Annotated in this window: 1 rRNA gene; it reads right to left on the bottom strand. The window is 48.6% G+C overall.

Annotated elements, in window-relative coordinates:
- Positions 1 to 212: ribosomal RNA gene (locus IV40_RS10495) — 23S ribosomal RNA — on the bottom strand; the annotation flags it as partial.

The following is a 212-nucleotide window of genomic DNA, read 5'->3' on the forward strand; positions in this document are numbered from 1 at the left end:
CCCATATTCAGACAAAGTTTCTCGTGCTCCGTCCTACTCGATTTCATGACTAAGAGATTTTCGCGTACAGGGCTATCACCCACTATGGCCGCACTTTCCAGAGCGTTCCGCTAATCTCAAAGCCACTTAAGGGCTAGTCCCCGTTCGCTCGCCACTACTAAGGGAATCTCGGTTGATTTCTTTTCCTCAGGGTACTTAGATGTTTCAGTTCC

The organism is Lactobacillus selangorensis (genome assembly GCF_001437205.1).
GTDB classification, from domain to species: Bacteria; Bacillota; Bacilli; order Lactobacillales; family Lactobacillaceae; genus Paralactobacillus; species Paralactobacillus selangorensis.